Source organism: Curvibacter sp. CHRR-16 (assembly GCF_018474005.1).
GTDB lineage: Bacteria > Pseudomonadota > Gammaproteobacteria > Burkholderiales > Burkholderiaceae_C > Allorhodoferax.
This window is the reverse complement of sequence record NZ_JAHCSH010000003.1, coordinates 98,470-115,663: the sequence shown is the minus strand read 5'-3', so window position 1 is coordinate 115,663 and position 17,194 is coordinate 98,470. Positions and strand designations below refer to the sequence as shown.

Here is a 17,194-nt window from a genome sequence, read left to right as displayed (position 1 = left end):
AAATAGCTTGCGTTAGCCAACAGGGCACCTTGAACGATGCGCATGGTGCTGATATTGACTAGCATGGCCAATCAGTTTGTACGAGGAGTGTGGCGATGCGCCAGTTATCAAATTTATCCGTATCGAAAAGATTGGCGTTGGGTTTTTCAGCACTGTTGCTGTTATCGGTTTTCATCATCGGCTTGAGTATGTCGCGCCTCAATGCGGTGGCAGATGCCACGCAGGAGATGATGCAAAACCCCATCAGGACGGAGCGCATCATCAGCGACTGGTATCGCCATGTGCAAGCCAGTGTGACCCGTGCCATCGCCGTTACCCGCAGTTCAGACCCTACCTTGATGGATTTTTTTAAAGGCGAACAGGCGCAGTCTTCAAAAATATCGGCAGAACTTCTCAAGGCCATGCAAGAGGAAATGAACACGCCCGAGGAAAAGGCCACTGTGGCCGACATAGAGTCCTTGCGCAAAGCCTGCACAGCAGCGCGTGAAGCAATTTTTGCCCTCAAGAATGAGGGAAAGGGTGATGAGGCCCTTAAGCTGCTCGAGCAAGACTATCTTCCCAAAACCGTCCAGTACATGAAGAGGATAGAGGATTTGCTGCAAGTCGAGCGTGCGCAAGTGAACGCTCTGGGTGCTGAGATTGAGGCCAACCGCAAGACCAGCAATATATTGCTGATGACGTTGGGCCTTATCGGCATCGCCATGGGGGGGGTGTGCACTTGGTTGCTGGCGGGAACCATTACGAAGCCGTTGGAGCAGGCGACCAGTGTGGCCGAGCGCGTCGCCTCGGGTGATTTGAGTGCTTCTATTACGGTGAGCACTACCGATGAGGTCGGGCGTTTGCTGGCATCGCTGCAAAAAATGCAGGGCAACTTGGTGACCGTGGTGAACAATGTGCGGCGTGGCTCCGATTCCGTGGCCTTGGCCAGCAACGAAATAGCGCAAGGCAACCAAGACCTGTCTTCCCGCACTGAAAGCCAAGCCAACTCACTGCAACAAACCGCTGCCAGTATGGCGCAACTGGGTTCAACCGTCCGCCAAAACGCTGACAACGCGCTGCAGGCCAATCAGTTGGCCCAAAACGCTAGCACTGTAGCGGTGCAAGGTGGTGAGGTAGTTGGTCAAGTGGTGGGCACCATGCGCGGTATCCACGAAGCCAGCAAAAAGATTGCCGACATCATCGGCGTCATCGACGGCATCGCCTTCCAAACCAACATCCTGGCCCTGAACGCCGCCGTAGAAGCGGCCCGCGCAGGCGAACAAGGCAGAGGCTTTGCCGTGGTAGCCAGTGAAGTGCGCGCCTTGGCAGGGCGCAGCGCCGAAGCGGCCAAAGAAATCAAAACCCTGATCAGCACCAGCGTAGAACGGGTCGAAAAGGGCACCAGCCAAGTGGATCAAGCAGGTCAGATCATGCAAGAGGTGGTCAGCAGCATCAAACGCGTGACCGACATCGTGGCCGAAATCAGTGCCGCCAGTGCCGAGCAAAGCGAAGGCGTGCACAAAGTTGGTACCGCAGTAACAACCATAGACCAGACGACGCAGCAAAACGCGGCCTTGGTCGAAGAGATGGCCGCGGCGGCGGCCAGCCTCAAAGGGCAGGCCCAAGAGCTGGTGCAGGCGGTGGGGGTATTCAAGCTCAACGGCACGAATGTCCCCCGCAGTGCGATACACCAACCCAGTAGTGCACCCCACACGGCCAGTACAGCCAGCAAGCCAGCCCTAGCACCCCGCAAACCGGTGGCGCCTGCCCCTGCCAAACCCACGGTTTTGGCCAAAGCGGCACCTGCCTTGCCAAAACCTGTAGCCGCCAAAGCAAGAAGTACTGACGACGAATGGGAAAGTTTCTAAGCTTTTTTGGCAGTACCCCTCGTGCTTTGGATACCTGACCCCCTGCAGCCGTACCAAGTTGAATTGGTGCGCGCTAGCTTGGGGCAATCGTGGCAGTTTTTGGCGGGCGAATCCCGCGGGTTTGACTACACAAGCGCTGAAGGGCGTGCGCTCGATTACACCGAATTCAGCTATTTCATGCCCTTGGATGTAGCGGCTGAAAACCGAACGGCTGGTGTGGCGGTGCTGATTGAGCGGCCTGACGCCTTGGCCGTGGCCGCGCATATGTTTGGCCAAGCCCCCGACACATTGCCAGAAGCCGATCTGCGCGATGCTTGTTCGGAAGTGTGTAATGTGTTGTCAGACAGCATTGCTTTGCATATCAGCGGCGATGCCGATATGACGATTGGATTGCCTTTTGCCGTTTCTGCATCGGAGTTTGCGCATATCACAACACGCAGCACGGCTAGCGCTATATATTGCAGCCATACGCCGCTGGCAAGGCTGCAGGTGATTGTTTTTCATATTCTCCATACGTAACGTAAGAGCCACTAGACCATGTCCATCGCTCCTGTCCAATTGCCCACTCCACTGCGTTTTCTGGTGGTGGATGACAGCCGTGCCATCCAAGCCATCGTCAAGCGAGCAATTGCCAACTGCGGCTACAGCCCGCTGGAAGTGCAAACGGCACAAGATGGCGAGCAGGCCTTGGATTTGATTGAGCAGTTCAAGCCCGACTTGGTTATCACCGACTGGCACATGCCCAAAGTGTCGGGTTTGGAAATGGTGCAGGCTTTGCGGCAAATGGGGCATGACAACATCCGTGTGGGTTTTGTCACCACCGAACGAACCCCCAGCATGCTGGAAGAGGCCATCAGCAACGGGGCTTTGTTCATACTGCACAAACCGTTCAATGATGCCGAGTTGGCCGCTGTGGTGCACAACGCCGTCAAAGATTTGGTGCAGCAAATTACCGCCGCCATGAACCCACGCAATGCCGGCGCAGCCCAAGCCCCTGACGACGGCGATGCGCCCTTGAGTCACTCGGACATGCAATTGCTGCTGGTGAACCACTTGGGCAATGTGCCATTTCGTCTGATTCCCAACGAAAAGCTCACGTTGGATAAGCTCACCGCCAACAACTTGTTGGGCCTGTACACCGCAGCCGGGCGCAAAGGCGTTTATGCCGTGGGCATCATGGACAGCAATGCCGTGTGCATGGTGGGCGGTGGTGCCGCGCGCATGCAGCCGTTGCAGGTGCGTACCCATATGGCCAGTGGCAGCCCTGACCAAGCGATGCTGGACAAAGCCAGTGACTTTTTGCGCGGGGCATCGGTGTGTTTGCAGCAGTCGGCATTGCCAGTGAAACTCGATGTCACGCTGAGCAAAGTCAGTGTGGTGCAAAACACCTTTGCCAAGTTGGCTGAAATCGTGGCCCAGGATGGCCAGCGTTCCGATTACCGCATCTCCATTCCAGGCTATGGCGAAGGGCGCATGGCCTTCTTTGTGGTGAAGACATGAAATGGCTTAACTTTGCGTATGGCTTCCTGTTTTTTGCCAACTTGGTCTTTATGGCCGTGGCGGGTTTCATCCTGTATAGGATTCAGGACACCATACGCCAAGGCCGAGCCGATTTGCTCAAGGCCGCCAGCCTGAGCATGGAGGCAGGCAAGCAGCTCAAGCTTGCGGCCAAGCGCACGACCAACGACTTGGAGCGTGTAGTCCAAGCCCACCATATGCGCGACAACACCCATGGTCGTGCCTTGCAAGACCTGTCTTTTCAGCTCAAAAACATCAGTGACCACATGCGTCGGCAAGACATGCAGGGCCGTCACGCCGATGGAGCGGAGGAGGCCACCAAAGAAGACCTGCGTGCCAAACTCCAAGCCGAACTCAACAGAGCGCTGGCCCAAAACCACAGTTTGCAAGAAGAATTGGAAATGGCCCAACTGCGGCTCACTGGCGCTAGCCAGGCCAGCACGGCTTTGCAAGAAGATTTGCAAGAGCGAGGTACAGCCGGTGGGCAAGTGGCGCTATTGCAGCAACGTACCCAAGAGCTGCAGGCTGAACTGGAGCAGGCCCGCGAGCGTGCCCGCAAAGCCGAGCGGCACGCGGAAGAGAACGCTAGCCAGCTCGATGAAATACGGGCGCAAATCAACCACCAGCACTTTGACGCGCCACCAACCGTGATCAGCCCCGAAGAGGCGGGCATGATGACCCAAGAGCGCATGGAGTTGCTGGACAAATTTGCCGCCCGCGAGAAAACCTTGCTGGCCCAAATTGAAAAACTGGAACAAGCACTCAAGCGCCAAGTGGCCGAGCAATCTTTCATTGAAGACCATTTCTTGAAAATGGATGCAGACCGCCCGATGCCATGAATGCATCGAGGAGCGGCGTTGCCCAGCGGCCTTTAAGCGCGCTGGCTTTTCACAAACTCGCGGTACCACAGCGCACTGTTTTTCAGCGTGCGCTGTTGCGTGGCGTAGTCCACGTGCACTAGGCCAAAGCGCTTGGCGTAGCCACTGGCCCATTCGAAGTTGTCCATCAGGCTCCAGTAGAAGAAGCCGCGCACATCCACTCCCGCTGCCATGGCTGCACGCAGTGCGCGCAAGTGGCTTTGCATATAGGCCAATCGACCGGGGTCATTCACGTGGCCATGGGCCACGGTGTCGGCTTCGGCAAAACCGTTTTCCGTGATGTAGATGGGAGGCAGTGTGTAGTCACGATGAATGCCTTGCAGCAATTCGGTCAGGCCTTGGGCGTAGTTCTCCCAGCCCATGTCCGATACGCCATCCTTGTTGGGTGCGGGTACGGGGGGGGTGCTGCTGCTGGCCCAAATGCGGGTGTAGTAGTTGATGCCCAAGAAGTCCAGTGGCTGCGCAATGGTGTCCATATCGCCAGCTTCAATGTTGTCAGGCAGTGGACGCCCAGTTTTGTCGGGGTAGCGCTTGCAGAAGATGGGCTCCATGTACCAGCGCACGAAGCGGGCATACTCTTGCTCGGCGAGCTGCTTGTCAGCCTCGCTCTCGGTGGCTGGGGTGGCGGGCGATTGGTTGAGCACGATGCCCAGTGGTGCTTTTACCCCGGCTGCACGCATGGCTTGCAGTGCCAAACCGTGTCCCAGCAGCAGGTTGTGCGAGACGCGCAGCATGGTGGGCACGTCTTTCTTGCCTGGGGCAAAAATGCCTTGTTCGTTGCCCAGCACGGCTACCACCCACGGTTCGTTGTGGGTGGCGATGCTGGCCACGCGGTCGCCCAGCAAGCGGCCCATGCGCTCGGCGTATTCGGCAAAGCGGTAGGCGGTGTCCCGCGCTTCCCAGCCTTCTTGCTTGTCCTGCAGGGCTTGCGGCAAGTCCCAGTGGAACAGCGTCATGAAGGGGCTGATGCCGCGTGCCAGCAGGCCATCGACCAAGCGGTCATAAAAGTCCAACCCAGTTTGGTTCCAAGCGCCATAGCCTTGCGGTTGCACGCGCGACCAGGATACCGAGAAGCGGTAGCTGTCCACATTCAGGCTTTGGATCAGATCCAAGTCGGACTCCCAGCGGTGGTAGTGGTCGCAGGCCACATCGCCCGTGTCGCCGTTGACCACCGTGCCGGGGCGGTGCGAAAAAGCGTCCCAAATGGAAGGGCCGCGACCGCCTTGGGCGGCGGCTCCCTCGATTTGGTAAGCGCTAGTGGCTACGCCCCAGCGAAATGTGACGGGGAAGGTGGTGTCAAAAGTGCTGATTACTGACGCGCTGGTGCGCATGGCTGCAGTCATAGATTTGTCCCGCTCGTTATGGAAATTGCAAAACGAACGGTAGTCTAAACATGCATAGCGCTAACTTTTTGCGGCTGGATGCCGGCAGATGTATCTTTTTATGAACAAAGGCAGCCGCTGATGGCGGTGGGGGGCAGGCAGGACGGTGCCTGCACCACGCAATCGCCTTGGATACGTGGTGCAGGTGACGGCCCGGTGCCGTCAGAATGGCCGCGGCTTACTGGACGCGGCGCAATGGTTTGACGAATTTGCGGTTTTCAGACGGTGTTTGCGCTGCCTGATCCGCTTGCCACTGCATCCACTGCTTCAGTGACATGGACAGTTGGAGGGAGTAATCCAAGGCTATCCATTGCTTTTGTGCTGGGTTGGGGTAGGCCGGTACGCCTTCACCCATCACGTTTTTGCCGCCCGGTGTGGTCATGTTGAACGATGTTCCAGCCATCACATTGGCGAAATAGATGGCATCCATTTCACTGAATGTCACACCATTTTGCTGGGTGGCGGGTGTACCGCTGCGATCAAGACCTACATCGGTCAATCCATTGACTGGTGCCACGGATTGTTTGGTCATCGCAGAGAACTGAGCCAGCAGTGGCGGCGTTGTGAAGGTCTTGTCGGGCACAGAGGCCGTGCCATGGCAGGACATGCAGGAGCTATTGGCATTGTCGGCCGGGCCGTTCAGGCGGTGATTGGAACCCAAATGCCCCATGCGTTGCACGGTGCCCGTGCCGCCGTAGGAGTTCAGCTCATCGACCACGTCCCAGAAAATGACTTCCTGTTTGAAGCCGTTTTTGCGTGGATTGGGGGGGTAGTTGTATGCCAATTGGCCTGCAGGTGGCGTATCGTTGCCCCACATCAGCCCCAGCAAACTAACCCGCTGCCACTGGTCTTTGACCTTGGCTTTGCGCTGCCCATCGGCGACAAAGGTGCCGTATACCCAGCCCGTGCTTTTGGCGCGGTGGTCAGCCACGGAAATATCGAACTGCATCAGGCGCACATCGTTCCATTTGGCGTAATTGCGAGGGCAGAGGTTGGATTGCTCTGCCATCGTTGCATTCTCTGGTGTTTGGCAGAAGGTCGGGTCAGAAATATTGGCATTCCAGCGTGGCATATTGGCCAGTACTGGGAGTTGATCCAGCGTGGCCGTGTTGAACAGGGGTTTGCCAATCACAGCGCCTTCATCAAAACGGATGTTGGCTGTGGGAATTTTGGCGGTACCGTCTTTTTGCCAGACAGTGCCCAGCGTGTAGGCCGCCGTGGCGTTGTAAATGGCTACGGCCCACATGGTGGTGGCCGCAGTGCCTGTGCCCGATTTGATGGAGAACGTCACGGGCGCTTCACGCGTCAAGCCGTGAATAAACTCACGACCACTGAGTGGATCGTAGGTCTGGAAAGCGATGTGGTACCAGGGGCGAACAGGGTTTTCGCAGACATCAAAGTCTGTCTGTCCGCTGCGGTTGATATTGCCAGCCAGAATGTACTGGTACACCAGCCAGCCATACTCTTTGGCCAATTTTTCTTTGACTTTGGGCTTGGTGGCAGGATCGAACAATGCATCGAATTTGGACGAGCGCCAGGGCTGGTGGGCTTTATCGTCTACAGGCTGGCGTGGATAGTCGTCCGAGAGCTTGAAGATAGGTCCAGAGTACGCGCCAGTGGGCGCATTGCTGATGGTTTGGCCCTTCCACATATCGGCAAACTTGGGCGCGATGTCTTGCCAGTAGCTGGGATAAGTGCCCGTGCAGGTGTTGGCTGGTTTGTGCATATCGGCCGCCAATGCGCTGGCCGATGCGCCCAGTAGTGCCACACAGCTAAGCTGTATGCAGGTTTTCATTGAACGTTGGAACATTTCACTTTCTCCCTCTCTGGTTGGACATTCGTTATGTAGTGGACAGGCGCATGACCCGCAGGAATTCGCTGTAAACAGCGTTCTTGTTGGCTGAAATCGCGACATCTATGGGGGAGCCGTACTTGGCATCCACTATCAGGCTGGCACTTTGGTCGTCTTCCTCGTTCAGCTCTTGGTAGACCATCAGTGGGAACACTTGGGTGCTGACCAGCGATGGAACTGCAATCGTGCAGGCGGCCAAAGGATCCCAGAAGGACAGATAAGTACCAATGCCAGCAGCATTGCCGGGATAGGCCAAGACAGCGCTGAGGAATTTCGCCGCTGGTGTGTCGATGCTTTTGAGCGCATCCACAAAGCCCTGATCCAGCGGCACATCGTTGGTGGCGTTCAGGGCGATCAAGCGCAGTGGAACGCCAAATTCAAACATCAGTTGCGCACCCAGTGGGTCAATAAAAATATTCCATTCGGCGACCGTGTTGCGGTAGATCACATTGCTGCCCAAGGTGGGCTCAATATTGCCCACCGCACCTGGAGTGATGTAGCGCGGCAGGATATTGCCCCCCATCATCACGATTTGCTGTATTCCACTCTTGAGTTTCGCTTGGAGAATGGGGTCTTGCTGGGCCGTGCGAAACAGCGTGCCGAAATTGGTACCACCGCCAATGGAGAGGATGGTGATGGGTTCATGGTTGTTAATAAAAAAATCGTGCAACCAGTCTTGTGCGTTGTGGATAACTGGGGACGGATTGGTTGCGGGGAACGGCGCTTCATAGTGAATATCAGCGCCGTTGCGCACATCGGCCGGAAAGACATTGCTAAAGCTCAGGGGGGCTGACGTTCCGCGCAAAATGGGCAGATGCAGTGCGCCTTGGCCAAACAGTGTCAGCAAATTGGCAACGTTCTCCACGCCCTTGGACAAATGCACAGCCCCGCAACCTGTGACGGAAATCGCCACCACCTCGATTTGCGGGTTGAGCATCAGATACACAATGGCCATGTAATCGTCGAAATCGACATCCGTGTCGATGATGACTTTGGTGCGCGTGTTCATAACGGGTGCTGCGTGTTTCATTTGGATGGCCACAAATAGCAGTAGGTTTGGCTATTGGTCAGATTCACGCCCTGGTCGTTGTAGATAAAGCCGTTCTGAAACGTGCCGGTGTAGCCGCTTTGCGCGCAGTTGGTGTGTACCCAGTCAAACCCTTGATTGGCCATGCCCTCGTTTTCTGAATAAGGCACTTGGCTGGGATTGCCACTGCACAAATACAGATTGGCACCACCTTGGATGCCTTTGACATACGAGGCTGGAACGCTGTACTTTTGGGGGCTGTAATCGTTTGCGAAAACGTTGTCTATTGCAACGTCATACACATTGCCATCGATGGCCGATGTGATTTCGATGTGGGTATGCGATAGCGGAATACCGTTGCGCTTTTTGCCGGATTTGTAATTGGTGACTTGGGGGTAGTCACTGTTGGGGGGCGTGTTGACCGTGCCGGTCTGGAAATAACCGCCAGCAGATTGGCACATCTGCTGGTACTTTTGTGCTTTGGCTGAGAGATTGGGTGTTTGTGCGTTGGCCTGCCCCAAAAACCCCAGTGAACCGACCACAAAGACGGCGCAATACGCTGTCGCAGATGCATGTACCAACATGCCACGTGCCATATTTTTCACATAACCCCCTTGTAACTTTGAACATCGCAACTGCGCACAGCATTGTTGTGCGCATACCAATTCAAACGTTAAACAAAAAGTATGTCAATGGGGTTGCTGATAACGTCAGCAATTCGGCGGCAGGCTGGCCGCCCTGTATGCGCTAGCTGAGCGCTTCCCAGCGCTCCAAGGCTTGCAGCAGTTGCTCTTCAATCGCGGCGTTGCGTTGTGACAAGGCCATGGCTTTGGCGTTGTCGCTGGCGAACAGGCTGCCGTCGGCCAGTTGGGCTTGGATGGTGGCTTGCTCTTTTTCCAGCGACTCAATCAGGCCCGGCAGGGTATCGAGTTCGCGCTGTTCTTTGTAGCTGAGCTTGCGTTTGGGTGGGGCCGCAGGGGCTGGTGCTGCTGGAGCAGGCATGGGTGCAGCCTCGGCTACAGGTTTGGAGGTGTTTTTGGGCTCTAAGCCTTTACCAGCTTGCTGTGACAGCTCCTTTTTTGATAGCAAACTGCGCGCTTTCTGGGTTTGCCAGTCGCTCACGCCGCCTTCGTACTCGCGCCAGCAGCCCTCGCCCAACTCGGGTTCGTAGGCGATGGTGCTGGTCACTACGTTGTCCAAAAAGCGCCGGTCGTGGCTGACCAAAAACACCGTGCCGTCGTAGGTTTGCAGCAGCTCTTCCAGCAGTTCCAGCGTGTCAATATCGAGGTCGTTGGTGGGTTCGTCGAGCACCAGCACGTTGGCGGGGCGGGCAAACAGGCGCGCCAGCAGCAGGCGGTTGCGCTCACCGCCCGAGAGGCTGCGCACGGGTGAGTTGGCGCGGGCGGGCGAGAACAAAAAGTCGCCCAAATAGCTCTTGACGTGCTTGCGCTGGTTGCCAATCTCTATCCACTCGCTGCCCGGGCTGATGAAGTCCTCCAGCGTGGCATCGGGGTTGATGGCGGCACGCATCTGGTCAAAGTAAGCCACGGTCACGTTGGCTCCGCGTCGCACCGTGCCCCACGGTTGTTCGCCCGGCTCGGGGGCTGGTGCCCAGTCGGGCGCAGCGTCCGGCGGCAGTTCGCCCAGTATCAGCTTGAGCAGCGTGGTCTTGCCTGCGCCGTTGGGGCCGAGCAGGCCTATCTTGTCGCCGCGCAGAATGGTGGCGCTGAAGTCGTTGACGATGGTGCGTTCGCTGCCATCGGCAGCCGTGAAGGTTTTGCTCACATGCGTGAGTTCGGCCACCAACTTGCCCGACAGGCCGCCGCTGGCCACGTCCATGCGCACGCTGCCTTGGGCCGTGCGGCGTTCGGCATGCTCTTTGCGCAGCACGCTCAGGCGTTCAATGCGGGCTTGCGCCCGGGTGCGGCGTGCTTCTACGCCTTTGCGAATCCACACTTCTTCCTGCGCCAGCAGCTTGTCGGCTTTGGCGTTGATGACGGCTTCCTGCGCCAGTTGCTCGGCCTTTTGGGCCTCGTAGGCGGCAAAGTTGCCGGGGTAGCTCATGAGCTGGCCACGGTCGAGCTCGACGATGCGGGTGGCCACGGCGTCCAAAAAAGCGCGGTCGTGGGTGATGGTGATAAGGCTGCCTTTGAAGCTGCGCAGCAGGTCGGCCAGCCACTCGATGCTGTCCAAATCCAGGTGGTTGGTCGGCTCATCGAGCAGCAGCACCTCGGGCTGGGCTACCAAGGCTTGGGCCAGTGCCACACGCTTTTTGGTGCCACCGGACAGCGTGCCCACCACCGCATCGGCGTTCAGGTGCAGGCGCTCCAGTGTTTCGCGCACGCGCTGTTCCCAGTTCCAGCCGTCTTGCGCTTCGATACCGCTTTGCAGCGCATCCAAATCGCCTTCGCCGCTGGTGTATTGCTCAATCAGGGCTATAACGCCCGCCACACCTGCTTGGGCTGCTACAAAAACCGTAGCGTTTGGGTCGAGTTGCGGCTCCTGGGCCACGTAGGCCACGCGCAGTCCGGTTTGCACATGCACGGTGCCATCGTCAGGCTTTTCCATGCCGCCCAATATTTTCAGCAGCGACGATTTGCCTGCGCCGTTGCGCCCGATCAGGCCCACGCGCTCCTGTGATTCGAGGCTAAAGGCAGCATGGTCGAGCAGGGCCACGTGGCCAAAAGCGAGTTGGGCGTCTTGCAGGGTAATCAGGGCCATGGAAATCGGGCGAACGGGTCGCGGGTTAGGGGGAAGACAAAGGGGCATTGTCGCCCATCGTTGCGCGGCCAGCACAGCTTGACTGCCGTTGGGCGGCAAATCGCCCATTTTTGTATTTGTTTATTTACAAATGTATCAAAAAGGCAGAGCATGGCGTTCCCAATCACTTTAGGAGAACGTTAATGTCTATCCAAACTTCGGGCATACGGGATGCTTTCTTGGGTCGCCCCGCGCATATGGCTTTGTGCGCTGTATCGGCAGTGGTGTTGGTGGCATGTGGTGGAGGCTCTAGCACAGCGCAATCGGGATCCAGCGCCACGGAATCGGGCATGGCCAGCGCTGCTGCAGCCCCTGCGGGGTGCGATGCGTTGGCGCAGCGTCTGCGCACCACCAGCGTGACACCGGGCGGACAGGTATCGGTATCTGACGAATACACCCCCACGGTCGTGGCTCCGCAGGCCGATGGCAGCACGGTGCTGGCGTGGACGGACAGCACCAACCAGAAAATTGGCATGGCCAAGCTCAGCGCGACGGACACCTTGTCTAGCACGCTACCGGGTGTGGCGGGCTTGGAGGTGCACGACATCCTGACTGTCAACAACAAGTTGGCACTGGCGGTCATGTCCAACGATGCTGATATCTATTCCTCCAAATACTGCAAGGGCAGCGCCACACCCGATAACGCGGTGTGCGGCAAGATGGACTTGGTGTTGCTCAACACCGCCGATGGCAGCGAAACCAGCCGTACAACACTGACCAAAAAGGGCAATGTGGACAGCGTTGGAGCGCAATTCATCTGGTGGTACGGTCACACCGCCCGTTTGGCAACCGATGGGCAGCGTGTGGGCGTCTACTACCGTTCAGCCATGTCTACCGAGCGTACCGGCGTGGCAGGGGAGGTCGATATCCACGCGGGCGACACCTTCAAGTTTGTGAATGCCACAACAGGCGCGCTGCAAAGCGGGGGCTGGGATTGGGGCTGTAGCCATAGCTGGTCGGTGCGTTTGGGCTACAACGGCACTTGGGGTGCCGCATGCCATGGCGATGGTTTCCCCAACAGCATGCAGGTGGCACGCTTGAGTACATCGACAGCAAGCGCCAACAATCTGCAGTGGCTTAGCAATACCGATCCAGCGACACGGGCGCTCGGTGGCATGGTGCCCGTGACCGATGGTTTCATGATGAACTACCTCGACAGCACCAGTGGCAGTCTCAAGCTCAAACTGGCCAAAGTGCCCAATACAGGCACGGCACTGACTACTACCAGCACCGTGAGCATCGCTACCAATTTGGACAGTGCCTATCCCTTCCGCCCCTATATGGCCAAGCTGGGCACAGACCGCTTGCTGCTGGGTTGGAAATCAGCGGGCAAGCTGGTGCTGGCCGTGGCGCGTTTGTCGGATGGCGTGATCACCGAGGGTCCCGTGACCACCAGCATGGCCATCGACAACTTCCAGGAGTTTGTGACCACAGCGGCTGGTGACGTGCTGTGGGCCAATACAGCGGGGGGTAGCACCGTGAAGGTCAACCGCGTAGCAGCTTGCAAGCTGTGATGGGTGCTGCCAAGCGCGCTGCGGTCAGTGCTCTGACAGCGATGCGCTGATGGTGGGCGTGCACACCAAGCGATTGCGCCCCTGCGCTTTGGCTTGGTAAAGCGCCGCATCGGCCGTGGCATACAAGGCAGCAAAGTCTGCGCCACTGGCCGGTTTGCACTCGGCCAAGCCGATGCTCATGGTCACGTGGATGGTTTCGTCGTTCCACACCACTGGCGAGGCTTGTACGCGCTGGCGCAGCTTCTCACCCAATATGTATGCCGCTTGGCCAACGGTGGCGGGGGCTAGCACCACAAACTCCTCGCCACCCAAGCGGGCCACCAAATCGGTGGTACGCACGGTGCGGCTAATCAGACTGGCCACATGCTTGAGTACCGCATCACCAGCAGGGTGGCCCCAGGTGTCATTGATGTGCTTGAAGTGATCCAAATCGATCAGCAACAACGAGGTGTGGCTCATTTGTCGGCGCGCCCGAGCCAGTTCCTGGCGGCACAGCTCGTGCAGCGCGGCGCGGTTGTAGACACCGGTCAGCGCATCGTGGCGCGTCAGTCGCTCCAACTCGCGCTGGCGCACTTGCACGTCGTCTTGGGCCTTGTGCAACATGTGGCGCGTGTTGAGTAACTGCAGTGCCATATGCCACACCAAAGTGCCTAGGCCGATAGAGGCCAAGGCTATGACCACTCCGTAGAGAACCCCCACACCTTGCAACAGACCAACGCTGTACCCAGTGAGCCAAGCAAAAGCTTTGTAGCTACCTGCCAGTAGTGCATAGTGCACAGCATGCAGCACCAGCAAGGTAGTGGGAGGCAGCAGCAGAACCACGCCCAGCAGCAAGTGGCCCAATACCAGCACCAGCAAGCTCAGCGCAACCCAAACAGAGCCCGCTGGTGTGTCGGCCAGCCAACCCGAAAACCACACATGCGCACTGCAGGTGCTGCCCAACAGCCAGAGCAGCGCCGTTATGCCCACCCAGGACTTGCCCAAGGGCTGGCGATAGCGCAACAGCATTTGGGGGCTGAGCCAAGACAGCCCACCCATGCCTGCGGCCAAAGTCAGCACGCCTGCGATGTACCAAACTTGCGGTTGCAGCAGCCACAGCACGGGGGCTTGCGCGACCAGCAGGCCAGCCATGCAACGCAGCAGCCAAGTGCAGCGCTGTAAGTTGATGGCACACAACTCGTCGCGGAACTGCCGATGGTATTGGAATGTGGTGGATGACAAAAAAAGTGCCCGGTCACGAAGACCGAGCAATCCTAACAGGCCAATTTTTGAAGTATCAGTTTGCTTTGGGTGCGAATACTGACTTACCGTCATCGGAGGCCGTAGTCATGGCCTTGAGCTGCAAGATGGTCGATACCCTGTTGTCTCCCCCGTTGGGTTGCAAGATGGCTGTGTCAGGTATCAGAGGGGTTATGTTGTAACCACCATCTTGGTACTTAACCACCACAAAACCAACGGGCTCTTGTCCACCGTTTACCAAAAAGTTGCCAGAGGCCCCCGTAATGGCTTCCAGTGCCTTGACCGCTTGGTCATGACTTCCAGTGCTTGCAGTTGAGTCAATAGCAATAACTCTAAATTGATCCAGAGCATCTTTGGCTGCATTGATGCTTTGTGGCGTGAGGTTTTCGGCATCGACCAGTACGCCGCCTTGGCCATCGTCAGTGGTCACTCCTTTGACTGCATCCGATGCGGCAATGGCTTTGGCCATGAAGCCGTTTCCTGTGCCTGCCGTGATGCGCCATGTCGATGGGCTCAGGCTCAGTTTGCTGTGGTCATACGACATGAATTCAGAGTTGGCTGAATTGCTGGCTTTTTCGTTGTTGCTGGATGAGCTCGGATCGCTTGCGCTATCCAAGTTGCCGCCACAACCTGCCAGCGATAAGGCCCCGGTGCAGGCGATGCAAAGAATCAGTGCTTTCATAGCTTTAGAGAAAAACTGCCTCCCAAGGGAGGCAGTGAGTGGTTATATCAACTTGGAGACAGAAGGTTTCACATCGTAGGTATCGTAGCGATACTTCTCAAGGTTCGATGTCCATTTGCCCCAGTTGTAGCCATCGTTCCACCAGTACCACTGGCATTTTTTCCACGCACTAATGTAGTACTCCACGCCAGTGCTATCTGTGCGGAACCATACGCCTTGGTACTTGCCTTGTGTCCAGCGGCGTGCAACCACTTGGATGGGGCGTGCGTAATAACCAGGTTTGATCCGAATCGTTTCGGTGAACGCAGTGGTGTAAGTTTTGGCTACACCGTACTCAGCACTGAGGCTGACCAAGCCCAGTGCTTTCCCGATGGTTTTGATACCACCCAAGTCGGTTGACAGGCCCCATGACCATGAGTAGGTGGTGGATTGGGTTTTACCCCATGAGTGGGAACAGTCAATGGTACCTGACCCGCCTGGGCAATAGAAAAGATCACCACGGTAAATGACGTCATACCAATCGTTTGCAGCGGGCTGTGGGTTAATGGCTCTGGACTTGTCGCCAGAACCCATCATGAAAGCACCGCCGGTTTGCGAGTCAAAAAAACATTTCGTTTCTGCAGCCAAAGCACCATTGATCAATGTGGCGGCTGTGGCAAGGCCAAGGGCCCAATTTTTCCAAGATATACGCATAAATTCACTCCATAAAACAAAGTAGGTAAAGTTGGTATGCACATCTCATGCCAAGCCATGCTATTTGTTTAAACAACTTTACTGAAATGCAATCTTATAGGCGTTTTGTGAAATTTCTATGTCGTTTTCCCTCATATGCATATGCATTGGGCATAAAAAAAGCACCCTTTTGGGGTGCTTTGTAAAGAAATGGTGCTTTCTTGCCCCTGCGTGGGGCGTTAGGCTGCTTTAGCGGCTGCTGGGAAAGCTAAAGATTGTTCCCTCTCGCACGCCAGCGCTGGGCCAACGTTGGGTGATGGTTTTGCGCTTGGTGTAAAAGCGCACGGCGTCAGGTCCGTAGGCGTGCAGGTCGCCAAACAGGCTGCGCTTCCAGCCGCCAAACGAGTGGTAGGCCACGGGCACGGGCAAGGGCACGTTCACCCCCACCATGCCCACTTGGATGTGGTCGGTGAAGTAGCGTGCCGCCTCGCCGTCGCGGGTGAAGATGCAGGTGCCGTTGCCGTACTCGTGCGCGTCGATCAGGTCCATGGCCTCTTGCAGTGTTTTCACGCGCACCACGCCCAGCACAGGGCCGAAGATTTCCTCTTGGTAAATGCGCATGCCGGGTTTCACATGGTCAAACAAGCACGCACCCAAGAAGTAACCGTCTTCGTGGCCGGGCACCTTCAGGCTGCGGCCATCGACCACCAGCGTGGCTCCCTCGGCAACGCCTTGGTCTACGTAGCCCTTCACTTTGTCAAAGTGTGGCTTGGTCACCAGTGGGCCCATGTCACAGCTGCTGTCGGTGCCGGGGCCAACCTTCATCTTGGCGATCTCGGCCTTCAGACCCGCCACCACAGCGTCGCCTGTGGCGTCACCCACGGCCACCACCAGCGGGATGGCCATGCAGCGCTCGCCGCAGGAGCCGTAGGCAGCGCCCATCAGGGCGTTGACGGCGTTGGCAATGTCCGCATCGGGCATCACGACAGCGTGGTTTTTGGCACCGCCCAATGCCTGCACGCGCTTGCCGTGCTTGCAGCCTTCGCTGTAGATGTACTCGGCAATGGGGGTGGAGCCGACAAAGCTCACGGCCTTGACGCGCGGGTCGTGCAAGAGGGTGTCCACGGCAGTTTTGTCGCCGTTGACGACGTTGAGCACGCCCGGTGGCAAGCCTGCCTGCAGCGCCAGTTGGGCCACGCGCAGGGTGGAGCTGGGATCGCGCTCAGACGGTTTGAGCACAAAAGTGTTGCCGCAGGCCACGGCCATGGGCCACATCCACAGCGGCACCATGACGGGAAAGTTGAAGGGCGAAATGCCTGCGCACACGCCCAGGGCTTGGAACTCGCTCCAGCTGTCGATGCTGGGGCCGACGTTTTTGCTGTGCTCGCCCTTGAGCAGCTCGGGGGCGTAGCTGGCGTATTCCACGTTTTCGATGCCGCGCTGCAATTCGCCCAACGCGTCACCCAGCACTTTGCCGTGTTCGGCGGTGATGAGGGCGCAGAGTTCATCGGCGTGCTGCTCCAGCAGCTCCTTGAGCTTGCTCATGACACGGGCGCGCTTGAGCGGTGGCGTATTGCGCCACGCGGGGTAGGCGGCTTGCGCATTGGCAATGGCTTCCTCCACCGTGGCAACTTCGGCCAGCAGCACTTGCTTGTCGGCTTGGCCGGTGGCGGGGTTGTATACAGGTTGGCTACGCCCGGCGGGGGTGACGATGTGGCCGCCAATCAAATGGCCAATGGTTGTAGTGCTCAAAACAAGTCTCCTAGCAAAATTGGCTGCAAAGCCCGTGGATAGGGCTGTTGCAGCTATTAAAACGATAGCAA

The 17,194-nt window shown here is 57.5% G+C and carries 14 protein-coding genes; 5 read left to right on the top strand and 9 right to left on the bottom strand.

From position 1 onward, the window contains the following. Nucleotides 1–95 precede the first annotated feature (95 nt). From KIK84_RS07450 to KIK84_RS07435, 4 genes are read left to right on the top strand one after another with little or no spacing between them, the layout of a single operon-like run. Entirely contained in the window at nt 96–1,847 is a 1,752-nt protein-coding gene (locus tag KIK84_RS07450) for a methyl-accepting chemotaxis protein (protein ID WP_214122441.1), read from the top strand. Between the two features lie 21 nt (nt 1,848–1,868). Beyond that, complete coding sequence (locus KIK84_RS07445) at nt 1,869–2,366, top strand: hypothetical protein (protein WP_214122440.1); 498 nt, start codon at nt 1,869–1,871, stop codon at nt 2,364–2,366. An 18-nt stretch (nt 2,367–2,384) separates the two neighbouring features. Then, nucleotides 2,385–3,347 carry a response regulator gene (locus tag KIK84_RS07440; protein WP_214122439.1) on the top strand — a complete coding sequence of 321 codons (963 nt, stop codon included), beginning with the start codon at nt 2,385–2,387 and terminating at the stop codon, nt 3,345–3,347. Next, a complete protein-coding gene (locus KIK84_RS07435) occupies nt 3,344–4,204 on the top strand; it encodes a hypothetical protein (RefSeq protein ID WP_214122438.1) in 861 nt (286 codons plus the stop codon). Before KIK84_RS07440 ends, KIK84_RS07435 begins: the two co-directional genes overlap by 4 nt. A gap of 32 nt (nt 4,205–4,236) precedes the next feature. Here the strand turns inward: KIK84_RS07435 and KIK84_RS07430 are convergent, their stop codons facing one another. The 5 genes from KIK84_RS07430 to KIK84_RS07410 form a co-directional block, all read right to left on the bottom strand. Further along, nucleotides 4,237–5,586 (bottom strand): GH1 family beta-glucosidase, encoded by a 1,350-nt coding sequence (locus tag KIK84_RS07430; RefSeq protein ID WP_250207845.1) that lies wholly within the window; start codon nt 5,584–5,586, stop codon nt 4,237–4,239. A gap of 217 nt (nt 5,587–5,803) precedes the next feature. Next, on the bottom strand, nt 5,804–7,435 hold the full coding sequence (locus KIK84_RS07425; protein WP_214122437.1) for a hypothetical protein: 1,632 nt from the start codon (nt 7,433–7,435) through the stop codon (nt 5,804–5,806). A 31-nt stretch (nt 7,436–7,466) separates the two neighbouring features. Next, on the bottom strand, nt 7,467–8,486 hold the full coding sequence (locus tag KIK84_RS07420; RefSeq protein WP_214122436.1) for a nucleoside hydrolase: 1,020 nt from the start codon (nt 8,484–8,486) through the stop codon (nt 7,467–7,469). A gap of 17 nt (nt 8,487–8,503) precedes the next feature. Next, nucleotides 8,504–9,088, bottom strand: a complete 585-nt coding sequence (locus KIK84_RS07415) for a hypothetical protein (protein WP_214122435.1) — start codon at nt 9,086–9,088, stop codon at nt 8,504–8,506. Nucleotides 9,089–9,251: 163 nt separating this feature from the next. Beyond that, a complete protein-coding gene (locus KIK84_RS07410; RefSeq protein WP_214122434.1) occupies nt 9,252–11,225 on the bottom strand; it encodes an ATP-binding cassette domain-containing protein in 1,974 nt (657 codons plus the stop codon). Nucleotides 11,226–11,407: 182 nt separating this feature from the next. Here KIK84_RS07410 and KIK84_RS07405 point away from each other — a divergent pair, with 182 nt between their 5' ends. Then, nucleotides 11,408–12,778: a hypothetical protein gene (locus tag KIK84_RS07405; RefSeq protein ID WP_349815912.1), complete on the top strand. Its 1,371-nt coding sequence runs from the start codon at nt 11,408–11,410 to the stop codon at nt 12,776–12,778. 24 nt (nt 12,779–12,802) lie between these two features. Here the strand turns inward: KIK84_RS07405 and KIK84_RS07400 are convergent, their stop codons facing one another. The 4 genes from KIK84_RS07400 to KIK84_RS07385 form a co-directional block, all read right to left on the bottom strand. Further along, entirely contained in the window at nt 12,803–13,999 is a 1,197-nt protein-coding gene (locus tag KIK84_RS07400; protein WP_214122433.1) for a GGDEF domain-containing protein, read from the bottom strand. Nucleotides 14,000–14,054: 55 nt separating this feature from the next. After that, on the bottom strand, nt 14,055–14,699 hold the full coding sequence (locus KIK84_RS07395) for a hypothetical protein (RefSeq protein ID WP_214122432.1): 645 nt from the start codon (nt 14,697–14,699) through the stop codon (nt 14,055–14,057). Nucleotides 14,700–14,741: 42 nt separating this feature from the next. Next, on the bottom strand, nt 14,742–15,434 hold the full coding sequence (locus tag KIK84_RS07390) for a hypothetical protein (RefSeq protein WP_214122431.1): 693 nt from the start codon (nt 15,432–15,434) through the stop codon (nt 14,742–14,744). Between the two features lie 186 nt (nt 15,435–15,620). Next, entirely contained in the window at nt 15,621–17,123 is a 1,503-nt protein-coding gene (locus KIK84_RS07385; RefSeq protein ID WP_214122430.1) for a CoA-acylating methylmalonate-semialdehyde dehydrogenase, read from the bottom strand. Nucleotides 17,124–17,194: the final 71 nt, after the last annotated feature.

What these genes read in the sequence shown, in the direction of transcription:
- KIK84_RS07450 (WP_214122441.1), top strand. Translation starts at nt 96, where the DNA reads ATGCGCCAGTTATCAAATTTATCCGTATCGAAAAGATTGGCGTTGGGT.
- KIK84_RS07440 (WP_214122439.1), top strand. Translation starts at nt 2,385, where the DNA reads ATGTCCATCGCTCCTGTCCAATTGCCCACTCCACTGCGTTTTCTGGTG.
- KIK84_RS07435 (WP_214122438.1), top strand. Translation starts at nt 3,344, where the DNA reads ATGAAATGGCTTAACTTTGCGTATGGCTTCCTGTTTTTTGCCAACTTG.
- KIK84_RS07430 (WP_250207845.1), bottom strand. Translation starts at nt 5,586, where the DNA reads ATGACTGCAGCCATGCGCACCAGCGCGTCAGTAATCAGCACTTTTGAC.
- KIK84_RS07425 (WP_214122437.1), bottom strand. Translation starts at nt 7,435, where the DNA reads ATGTTCCAACGTTCAATGAAAACCTGCATACAGCTTAGCTGTGTGGCA.
- KIK84_RS07420 (WP_214122436.1), bottom strand. Translation starts at nt 8,486, where the DNA reads ATGAACACGCGCACCAAAGTCATCATCGACACGGATGTCGATTTCGAC.
- KIK84_RS07415 (WP_214122435.1), bottom strand. Translation starts at nt 9,088, where the DNA reads ATGTTGGTACATGCATCTGCGACAGCGTATTGCGCCGTCTTTGTGGTC.
- KIK84_RS07410 (WP_214122434.1), bottom strand. Translation starts at nt 11,225, where the DNA reads ATGGCCCTGATTACCCTGCAAGACGCCCAACTCGCTTTTGGCCACGTG.
- KIK84_RS07405 (WP_349815912.1), top strand. Translation starts at nt 11,408, where the DNA reads ATGTCTATCCAAACTTCGGGCATACGGGATGCTTTCTTGGGTCGCCCC.
- KIK84_RS07395 (WP_214122432.1), bottom strand. Translation starts at nt 14,699, where the DNA reads ATGAAAGCACTGATTCTTTGCATCGCCTGCACCGGGGCCTTATCGCTG.